This window comes from Streptomyces sp. SID12501, from assembly GCF_010550245.1.
Classification (GTDB): Bacteria; Actinomycetota; Actinomycetes; order Streptomycetales; family Streptomycetaceae; genus Streptomyces.
This window is the reverse complement of record NZ_JAAGLU010000030.1, coordinates 130,198-139,703: the sequence shown is the minus strand read 5'-3', so window position 1 is coordinate 139,703 and position 9,506 is coordinate 130,198. Positions and strand designations below refer to the sequence as shown.

8 protein-coding genes are annotated in these 9,506 nt (G+C 69.5%); 3 read left to right on the top strand and 5 right to left on the bottom strand.

Annotated elements, in window-relative coordinates:
- Positions 1–239: 239 nt before the first annotated feature.
- Positions 240–2,264, bottom strand: a complete 2,025-nt coding sequence (locus tag G3I71_RS31900; protein ID WP_203731874.1) for a pyruvate dehydrogenase complex E1 component subunit beta — start codon at positions 2,262–2,264, stop codon at positions 240–242.
- Positions 2,265–2,479: 215 nt separating this feature from the next.
- Here G3I71_RS31900 and G3I71_RS31895 point away from each other — a divergent pair, with 215 nt between their 5' ends.
- Entirely contained in the window at positions 2,480–3,187 is a 708-nt protein-coding gene (locus tag G3I71_RS31895; protein WP_164320035.1) for a TetR/AcrR family transcriptional regulator, read from the top strand.
- A gap of 104 nt (positions 3,188–3,291) precedes the next feature.
- Here the strand turns inward: G3I71_RS31895 and G3I71_RS31890 are convergent, their stop codons facing one another.
- The 3 genes from G3I71_RS31890 to G3I71_RS31880 all read right to left on the bottom strand — a co-directional run bounded on the left by G3I71_RS31890 (position 3,292) and on the right by G3I71_RS31880 (position 6,402).
- Entirely contained in the window at positions 3,292–4,446 is a 1,155-nt protein-coding gene (locus G3I71_RS31890) for an acyl-CoA dehydrogenase family protein (protein WP_164320034.1), read from the bottom strand.
- Position 4,447: 1 nt separating this feature from the next.
- Positions 4,448–5,506: a 2,3-butanediol dehydrogenase gene (locus tag G3I71_RS31885; RefSeq protein ID WP_164320033.1), complete on the bottom strand. Its 1,059-nt coding sequence runs from the start codon at positions 5,504–5,506 to the stop codon at positions 4,448–4,450.
- A 104-nt stretch (positions 5,507–5,610) separates the two neighbouring features.
- A complete protein-coding gene (locus G3I71_RS31880) occupies positions 5,611–6,402 on the bottom strand; it encodes an enoyl-CoA hydratase-related protein (protein ID WP_164320031.1) in 792 nt (263 codons plus the stop codon).
- Positions 6,403–6,615: 213 nt separating this feature from the next.
- On the opposite strand from G3I71_RS31880, the gene G3I71_RS31875 reads away from it, so the two are divergent.
- Both G3I71_RS31875 and G3I71_RS31870 read left to right on the top strand, forming a co-directional pair.
- Positions 6,616–8,148: a long-chain fatty acid--CoA ligase gene (locus G3I71_RS31875; RefSeq protein WP_164320030.1), complete on the top strand. Its 1,533-nt coding sequence runs from the start codon at positions 6,616–6,618 to the stop codon at positions 8,146–8,148.
- Positions 8,149–8,150: 2 nt separating this feature from the next.
- Complete coding sequence (locus G3I71_RS31870) at positions 8,151–8,354, top strand: hypothetical protein (RefSeq protein ID WP_203731870.1); 204 nt, start codon at positions 8,151–8,153, stop codon at positions 8,352–8,354.
- A gap of 176 nt (positions 8,355–8,530) precedes the next feature.
- On the opposite strand, the gene G3I71_RS31865 is transcribed toward G3I71_RS31870, so the two are convergent.
- The gene (locus tag G3I71_RS31865) at positions 8,531–9,253 is read right to left on the bottom strand and encodes an IclR family transcriptional regulator (protein ID WP_203731924.1); all 723 of its coding nucleotides are present in this window, start codon (positions 9,251–9,253) and stop codon (positions 8,531–8,533) included.
- Positions 9,254–9,506 lie beyond the last annotated feature (253 nt).

The window sequence follows — 9,506 nt, the reverse complement described above, 5'->3', positions numbered from 1 at the left end:
TCCCCCTCGGCGAACTCTGGTACCTCAAAGAACTCGCCGCCTGGCTGCGCGAACACCACCGCAGCCGCTTCCTCCTCACCGCACCCCCACTCCACCTCCCCGGCACCCAAGGCAGCCCCCTCACACCGGTGGCCACCGTCTGACACGGACACCGGCTCCCCGAGGGAGAGGCCCCCAGGACTCAAGCTCCTCAATCTTGATCCTGGGGGCCTCTCCCTTTTCGTTCTCCGTTCGCGTTCTCAGACCGCCGCGATCCGTCGCAGTGTCTCGGCGATCGTGTCCTGCGACGGCAGCCACACCCGCTCCAGTGAGGGCGCGTACGGCGCCGGCACATGGGGCGGGGCCACGCGCGTCACCGGAGCGTCCAGGTGCCAGAACCCCTCGTCCACGGCGAGCGCGGCCAGTTCGGCTCCGACACCGAAGTCCCGTACTGCCTCGTGGGCGATGACCAGGCGGTTGGTCTTGGCCAGGGAGGCGAGAACGGTCTCCCGGTCCAACGGGGCGACCGTACGCAGGTCGATCACCTCCACGCTCACTCCCTCGGCGGCCAGCACATCCGCGGCGGCCAGGCAGTCCTGGACCATCCGCGACCAGGAGACCACGGTGATGTCGGTGCCCTCGCGGATCACCTTGGCCTTGCCCAGCGGGATCAGGTGGTCGGCCGGCGGACGCGGGCCCTTGAGGCCGTACTGAAGCCGGTTCTCCACGAAGACCACCGGGTTCGGGTCCTGGATGGCGGCACGCAGAAGACCGTAGGTGTCGGCAGGGTTGGACGGCATCACCACCGTCAGGCCCGGGATGTGAGCGAGCAGTGCCTCCAGGCTCTGCGAGTGCTGGCTGCCCGAGGAGCGGCCCGCGCCGAACTGGGTGCGGACGACGAGCGGCATGGAGGCCCGGCCGCCGGTCATGAAGCGCAACTTGGCGGCCTGGTTGAGCAGCATGTCGAGAGCGACGCCGATGAAGTCCATGTACATGATCTCGACCACCGGCTTCATGCCGGCCATGGCCGCCCCGACCGCTGTGCCGAGGATGGCGCTCTCGCTGATCGGGGTGTCACGGACCCGGCCGGGGAAGGCATCGGCCAGGCCTCGGGTGAGGCCGAAGACGTTTCCGCCCGCGCCGATGTCGATCCCGGCGAGGAACACGTCGGGGTCGGCGGTGAGTTCGTGTTCCAGGGCGAGGCGTACGGCGTCCATGGAGCGGAAGACCTCGCCCTCGGCGGGGGCCACCGGCTCGGGGATCGTGGAGCGCGGCGCGGAGACGAAGTCGTACAGGGTCTCGGGGGCCGGTTCGGGCAGGCTCCTGGCCCACTCCACGGCCGCCTCGATCTCCTTGTCGATCTCCTCGTCGACGGCGTCGGCCAGCACGGCGGGGACGCCGACCGCCGCGAGGTGCCGGCGGGCGACCAGCAACGGGTCGCGCTCCTTGGCGGCGGCAACCTCCTCGGCGCTGCGATAGCGCTCGGGGTCCCCCTCGTAGTGGCCGTGCCAGCGGTAGGTCTCGGCCTCCACGAGGACGGGCCCCGCGCCGCCGCGCAGGCGTTCCACCACGTCGTTCATCAGCCCCGCCACCGCGAGGACGTCGTTGCCGTCGACATGCGCGTAGTCGATGCCGTACCCGGCGGCGCGGGCGGACAGCGGGGCGCGGTGCTGTTCTGACGCGGGCGAGAACTCGGAGTAGTGGTTGTTCTCGCACAGGAAGACGACTGGCAGGTCCCATACGGCGGCCAGGTTGACGGCCTCGTGGAACATGCCCTGGGCGACCGCGCCGTCCCCGAAGAACGCCACGACCACGTCTCCGGCGGCGCGCAGCTTGGCCGCGGTGGCCACCCCGGTGGCGATCGGCAGGCCGGCACCGACGATGCCGTTGGCGCCGTAGATGCCGAGGCCCGGGTCGGCGATGTGCATCGAACCACCGCGGCCGTGACAGGTCCCGGCCTCCTTGCCCATCAGCTCGGCCATCATGGACGCCGTGTCCAGGCCCTTGGCCAGGACGTGGCCGTGGCCCCGGTGCGTGGAGGTGATTCCGTCGCTGGGGCGCAGCGGCCAGCAGGCGCCCACCGCACTGGCCTCCTGACCGATCGACAGATGCAGGAAGCCGGGTATCTCCGTCGCCTTGTACAGGACGGACGCCCGCTCCTCGAAGCGCCGGATGCGTCGCATGCGGCGGTACATTTCCAGGAGCTGTTCCGCGTGTGCGGAACCGGCGGAACCGGCCGAAATGGCGGAACCGGTCGTTGTCTGGTGGGGTGCCTCGGTCGTCATGCGCGTCCTCGCAATGATCGCGCGGGCGGTACAAGGCCGCGCCGCCGGAGTCCATTTTTTAATGTACCGTCTGGTCTAGCAAACTGGTCAAGCACAATAGAGCGAGGTCCCGGACCCGTTTCCCCCCGGATGTGCCACCGGCCGTCCGGACGCGGGCCCGAGGCCATGTCTCATCGGCACGTCGAAATGTCGACACACCAGGCGGGGAGAACCACATGCCACGACCACCGGGCCACGGGCCGGACTACGAGGTCCGACGCCAGAAGATCATCGACACCGCGGCGACCCTCTTCGCCCGTTACGGCTACGCGGCGACCTCCATCAACGAACTGGGCCGCGCGGTCGGGCTCGCCAAGGGCGCCCTGTACTACTACATCGGGTCCAAGGAGAACCTGCTGATCGAGATCCAGTCGCGGGTGATGGACCCGCTGCTGTCCCGCGCCCGGGAGATCGCGGGCCTCGACGCGGACCCGCTGGTGCGGCTGCGGCTGCTGTCGGAGTCGCTGCTGACGATCATCTTCCGCAGGCTCGACCACATCTGGGTCTACGAGCACGACTACCGCAGCCTCACCGGCGACTATCTCGACACACTGCTCGGCCAGCGCGCGGAGTTCGAGCAACTGGTCCGGGGACTGCTCACGGAGGCCGTGGAACAGGGCACCTTCCGCGCGGTCGAACCGCACCTGGCCACCCTGCAGTTCCTGAATCTGCACAACCACACCTACCAATGGGTGAAGCCGGACGGCGACTGGGACGCCTCGTACCTGTCCAGCGAGTACTGCGACACGCTGCTGCGGGGGTTCGGAGCACCCGGCGCCGCCCTGCCGGACGTGGAGCAGGAGGCCGCGGCCTTCAAGCGTGACCGGCCGGACCTGCCGCTCGACCCCGAGGCCGTGTGGCAGCCCGCCGTCCTGGCGAGCTGAGCCGGCCGGTACAACCAGCGCAGCCGGTACAGCCGGTACAGCCGGTACGAGGGCCCGCGGCATCCACCGCGGGCCTCTTCGCGTTCCAGGCCCGCCTGCCCGCGTCAAGCCTGCTTCAGCAACGCCCGGGCTATGACGTCGCGTTGGATCTCGTTCGTGCCCTCGCCGATCTCCAGGATCTTGGCGTCGGCGTAGAACCGTGAGATCTCCGACTCCCGCACATAGCCGTAGCCGCCGTGGATCTGCACCGCCTGGGAGGCGGCACGGTTGGCCACCTCGGAGGCGTACAGCTTGGCCATGGCGGCCTCCGTGCCGTACGGGCGTCCCTGGTCGGCGAGCCAGGCGGCCCGGTAGACCATCCAGCGGGCGGCCTGGAACTCCGTACCGATGTCGGCGATCTTGTGGGCGACCGCCTGGAAGGCCGACAGCGGGCGGCCGAACTGGTGGCGTTCCGTGGCGTGTTTGACGGCCAGCGCGAGCGCCGCCCGGGCCAGCGACATACCCAGCGCGGCGACGCTGATACGGCCCTTGTCGAGGACCGAGAGGAACTGGCGCAGCCCGTTGCCCTCCTCGCCGATCAGATGGTCCTCGGCGATCCAGCAGTCCTCGAAGACCAGTTCCCGGGTGTCCATGGCGTGCCAGCCGAGCTTCTTCAGCTTGGCGCCGCAGGTGTAACCGGGCGTCCCGGTCGGGACGTAGAAGGTGGCGAACCGTTTCCGCCCGTCCTCGCCCTTGCCGGTCGTGGCCAGCAGGGTGACGCCCTGACTGATGTCGGTACCGGCGTTGGTGATGAACATCTTGGTGCCGTTGATCAGCCAACCCCCGTCCGCCTGGATGGCCGTGGTGGTGATGCCGGCCGCGTCGGAACCGGCACCGGGCTCGGTCAGGCCGAACGCCCCGATGGCCTCGCCCCTGGCCAGCGGGGCCAGCCAGCGCTGCTTCTGCGTCTCGGTGCCGTACGTCAGGAGCGGCAGCGTGGCGATGGTCGAGTGCGCGTTCCAGGAGGAGGCCACCGACTGGTCGGCAGTGCCGAGTTCCTCCATGACCGCGACGTAGGAGACCATGTCGGAGCCGGCGCCGCCGTACTCCTCGGGCACGAGCATGCCCATCAGGCCGAGTTCGCCGAGCTTGGTGAAGATCTTGGTCGGGAACGTCTCGGTCTCCGACCACTGCGCGGCGTTCGGAGCGATCTCCTTCGCCGCGAACTCGCGGACCATCTCCTGGAGGTCCCGGGTCTCCTCCGGCAGGTCGAAATCCATGTCACAGTCCCTTCGGAGTCAGCAGCACCTTGAGGTGCCTGGCCCGGTCGGCGGCCAGGTCCGCGAAGACCTCGACTCCGTCCGCAAGCGCAAAACGCCCGGTGACCAGAGCGGAGGCGTCCAGTCGCCCGGTGCTCATCAGGTCGATCACCCGGGGGATGTCGAAGTTGTAGCCGAGAGTGCCGACCACCGAGCGCTCGTAGAAGACGAGTTGCCCCATGTCGAACTCGACGCTGCCGTGTCCGACACCGGCCAGCACGACCCGTCCGCCGCGCCGGACCGTGGCGACGGCCTGGCCGGCGAGCGCGGGCACACCGGTCGCGTCGATGACGACGTCGGGGCCGATGCGTCCGGTCTTCAGGAACACCTCACGGCGTACGTCCGTCTCGCGCGGGTCGAACGCCTCGGTGACACCGAGGCCGAGCAGCAACTCGCGGCGCCCTGCGAGGGGTTCGCTCACATAGAGCCCGGCCGCCCCGGCGATGCGGGCCGCGAGGACCACGGCGACGCCGATCGGGCCGCCGCCGACGACCAGGACGTTGTCGCCCGGCCGCACTCCCGCCCGGGTGACGGCGTGCAGGCCCACTGCGAGGGGTTCGGCGACCGCCGCCATCTCGTCGCTGACGTTGTCGGGCAGCCGAGTCAGCCCGGCGAGCGGCACGGTGACGCGGTCGGCGAAGGCGCCGGGCGAGGCGAGGCCGACGGAGCCGCTCCTGGGGCAGATGTGGTACTCGCCCCGGGCACACCAGAAGCAGACGCCGCAGCTCCAGACGGGGTCGGCGGTCACCCGGTCGCCGATCGCGATGCCGGGTGTCTCGGTGCCCAACGCGACGACTGTGCCGCTGAGTTCGTGGCCGAGGGCGAGGGGTGGGGCGGCGCCGGTGAGGGGGTGTGCGCTGTCGCGGATCATGTGGGGGCCTTCGAGGAACTCGTGCAGGTCTGTGCCGCAGACTCCGCACCAGCTCACCTCCACGACGGCCTCGTGGGGTGCGGGGTCGGGGAGGTCCGGGACCTCCTCCAGGCGCAGGTCTCGGGCGCCGTGCCAGCGCAGGGCCTTCATGCTTTCCCTCCTTTCGTGTCGTGGTGGTCGGTGCGATGCGTTGCACGCTGCGGGTCCGGTGGGGGCTGGTCGCGCAGTTCCCCGCGCCCCTGCAAGGCGACCCCTTACGGGGCGCCTTGCCCGGGGCTCTCGAAGTGGGCCTTGCCCGGGCCGTGTTCCAGGAAGGACTGGAGGCCCGTCGTCGCGTCCTTCGTTCCGAACACGCCGGTGAACAGGGAGCGTTCGAGGGCCAGGCCGGCGGACATGGAGGTGTCGGTGCCGTGGTTGACGGCCTCCTTGATGGCCTCCAGGGCTGCCGCCGGGCCCTCGGCGAGGCGGTGGGCGTAGCGGAGGGCGGTGGCGTGGACCTCCGACGCCGGGACCACCTCGTCCACCAGGCCCAGTCGGAGTGCCTCGGCCGCGTCCACTCGGCGGCCGGTCATCAGCAGGTTCTTGGCACGGGACGGGCCGAGGAGGCGGGCCAGGCGCTGGGTGCCGCCCGAGCCGGGGATGATTCCGAGCAACACCTCGGGCTGGCCGAGGAGCGCGTCGTCGGCCGCGATGCGGTAGTCGGCGGCGAGGGCAAGTTCGAGCCCGCCGCCGAGCGCGTACCCGGTGATCGCCGCGACAACCGGCATGGGCATCTGGGCCACCTCGTCGAAGGTGCGCTGCAACGCCCGGTTCCAGCCCCGGACTTCCTCGATACCCATCGCGGCGAGCGCCTTGACGTCCGCCCCGGCGGCGAACAACCGCTCGCCGCCGTAGAGCACGACGGCCCGTACCCGGGGCGAGTCGGCCAGTTCGCGTACGCGGGCGGCGAGTTCGTCGCGCTGGTCGGTGTCGAAGGCGTTCATCGGCGGGTGGTCGAGGCGGACCGTGACAACGGGTCCGTCGGTGTCGAGACGGATGCGCGGCACCAAGGCCTCCTCATCGGGGGAAACAAGGCGAACTCACCGGCGCGCAGATGGTTGTCGATGGGTTCGTGTCGTCGTACAGTTCGGCCAACAAGTTTTATAGACCAAGAGGTACACTAAATCATGGTAGCGGGCAACCAACCGGCCGGAACCCGCCTTTTCGTATGAGCGGTGGCAAGAAGCATTCGCCGTGCAGACACAGAGCGAGAGAGACCCGTGCACAATTTCGCGAGCATCCTCGATTACCACCTGACCCAGCGGCCCGACGCCGTGGCCGTGACACAGGAGGACCGGCGCCTGACGGTGCGCGAGCTCCACGACCGGGTCAACCGGCTGGCCGCGGGCCTGACGGAGCTGGGCGTCCGGCGCGGCGACGTCGTCGGGCTGCTGCTCTACAACCGGCCGGAGTTCCTGGAACTCGTCTATTCGGCCAACCGCGTCGGGGCAGTCTTCCTCCCGTTGAACTACCGCCTGTCCGAGGAGGAATGGGCGTACATTCTGGGCCACTCCCAGGCGAAGGCGATCATCACCGAACCGGAGTTCGTTCGGGCGGCCGACCGGATCGCCGGGAAACTCACGGACCTGGAGCACCGCATCCTGGTGGACGGTGAACCGGAATCGGACGAGTGGACCAATTACGAGGCGCTGCTCGACCGGCACGAGGGCGCCCGGGTGGATCCTGTCGAGGTCGGGCCGGACGATCTCCAGCGGCTGATGTACACCTCGGGCACCACCTCACGCCCCAAAGGTGTGCGCATCACGTACGGCAATCTGCACGCGAAGAACGTGTCCCAGATCGTCCACTTCGGCCTCACCGCGGCGGACACCACGCTCGTGGCCGGACCGCTCTACCATGTCGGCGGCTTGGACATGCCCGCCCTTCCGGTGCTGTACGCGGGTGGCGGTGTGGTCCTCCAGCGCAAGTTCGACGCGCCGGGTGTACTGCGGGCCATCGAGGAGCACAAGGTCACCAACGCCTGGCTGGCGCCGGTGATGGTCAACGCCGTCCTGGAGGTGCCGGACCGGGAGTCGTACGACACCAGCTCGATGCGCTTCATCGTGGGCGGCGGCGAGAAGACTCCCGAGCCGGTGCTGCGGCGCATCATGAACGCGTTCCCGAACGCCTGGTTCGCCGACGCGTACGGCCTGACCGAGACGGTGTCCGGCGACACCTTCCTGGACCGCGAGCACGCCCTGTCCAAACTGGGCTCGGTCGGACGGCCCGTGCCGCACACCCGGATCCGGATCGTCGACGACACCGACAAGGAGGCCCCGGCGGGCGAACTCGGCGAGATCACGCTGCGCGGCCCGAAGGTCTTCGCGGGCTACTGGCGCGACGAGACGGCGACGGCCGCGGCCCTGCGGGACGGCTGGTTCCACACCGGCGACATCGGACACGTCGACGAGGAGGGCTTCCTCTACATCGACGACCGCAAGAAGGACATGATCGTCTCCGGCGGCGAGAACATCGCCACCCCCGAGGTCGAACGGGTCCTGTACGAGCATCCGGCCGTCCTGGAAGCGGCGGTCGTCGGCCTGACGCACCCGCGCTGGGGCGAGGTCCCGCGCGCCTTCGTGGTGTTCCGGCCGGGCACCGACGCCGGCGTCGACGAGCTGCGGGAGTTCTGTCAGGGGCGCCTGGCGAAGTTCAAGGTGCCGGCCCGTTTCGACGTCGTCGACGAACTCCCCCGCACTCCCTCGGGCAAGGTCCTCAAGCGGACGCTGCGCGACATCCCCGCGGAGAACTGACCGTGGCCGACGTCGGCACCGACCTGCGCCTCGACGGCCGCAGCGTCCGGGTGACCGGTGCGGGGACGCACGTGGTGATCAACTGCATCGGGGTGCACGCGAGCACGGGGTTCGAGCGGATCGCCGCGTACGCGGCCGGCAAGGGTGGGGGCGAGGCGCCCACCAAGTCGCCGCCTGTGGAGCAGGCGGACCGGGGGTGCGGGTGAATCGACGGGCACCGCGGACGGGGGATGGACTGCCTGGTGAGGTGGCCCCCGGCGGCCTGCGGTGAACATACAACGAGGTTGTTCGTTGGCCGCGGGTCGGTCGGGGCTTGTCGCGCCCACGCGGCGGAGCCGCAAATCGATACACCCCCGCGCCCCTCAAGAAGGGCGCGCCTGCTCTAGCCGATTCCGAAGAGGTCCTCGGAGACCGCCTTTACCGCGTTCACCACCAAGGGGGCCACCAACTCCAGGGAGGAGCTGCCGTCCCCCACCACCGAGATCGCGCCGATCGGGCCTTCGGGACCGCGCAGAGCGAGGCCTACGCAGCCGAGGTCGGGGAAACACTCTCCTCGGTCGATCGCCAGGCCGTTGCGGCGGCGCACTGTGCGGAGTTCGCTGTGCAGGTGGTCGAGGTGGCCGATGCTGTGGTCGGTACGGCGCTCGATCAGCTGTGCGTACCGCGCGTCGATCTCCTCCGGGCTCAGCCAGGCGAGCATGGCCTTGCCCAGCCCGGTGCAGTGGGCGACCGCGCGGCCCCCGACCTTCGACGGGATGTCGACCGCCGCACGGCCTCCGATCTTGTCCAGGTAGTAGATCTCGGGCCCGTCGAGCACGGCCAGATGGACGACCATTCGGGTACGGACGGCCAGGTCGAGGAGGTGGGGCGCGGCGGCCGACCGCAGCGCGCTGTGGCCGATCTCCCGGCCCCCCAGGCCGAGCGCCCGCTGTCCCAGCGTATATCCGGCCACCGTGTGGCGCAGCCAGTCCAGGCGGACCAGCTGGTCGAGTATCCGGTGGGTGGTGGAGCGCGGGAGATGGGTCCGGCGCGAGACCGTTTCGAGCGTCAGATGGGTCTGCGGACGTTCGAAAAGATCCATGATCAGCGTCACGCGCTCCATCATCGACGGAGGCAGTACCTGCCCGACGACCTCGGAGGGTCGCGAGTCCAGGCGAAGGGCAGACGTCATCGTCGGTGCCTCTCTGCTCAAACTGAAATCAATTCTAGTTCGGCTTCGGCGTCAAGGTACCAACGCCATGGGCCATAGAGAAAGAGTCGTGCACCGACTAATTGGGGCGGTCGGTCTAATATTCCGGGGACGCAAAAAAGTACCGCTCCCCGGAAGACTGCTTACGGGGAGCGGTACGACGGCCGAT